The organism is Rothia sp. HMSC076D04 (genome assembly GCF_001814645.1).
In the GTDB taxonomy this organism is placed as follows: Bacteria; Actinomycetota; Actinomycetes; order Actinomycetales; family Micrococcaceae; genus Rothia; species Rothia mucilaginosa.
In genome coordinates, this window is sequence record NZ_KV817357.1 from 1 (window position 1) to 272 (window position 272).

Here is a 272-nt window from a genome sequence, read left to right on the forward strand (position 1 = left end):
GATTAATCGACGCCAAGATAAGAAAAAAGAAGCAGAAGGAATTTACATTAGGCGAGTAAATCGCTTTGAGGTATGGATTTGTATATTTAATCCGTTCATTCCTTTTTTGCTATATATGGCCAATAGTCATAGTGGAAATATGGGTATCTGGTTTAATATCGCCGGAATTGCTTTAGCGTTATTCTTTTTCTTGTGTTGTCGCTATACTCGTGTTGCATATGTGAAGCTCTCCCCTGAAGGTATTGAGCAGCGCGTCTGGTCAGCCAACCCGA

The 272-nt window shown here is 40.1% G+C and carries 1 pseudogene; it reads left to right on the forward strand.

Annotation, left to right across the window (positions count from 1 at the left end):
• Positions 1-272: pseudogene (locus HMPREF2980_RS09545) on the forward strand (hypothetical protein); the annotation flags it as partial.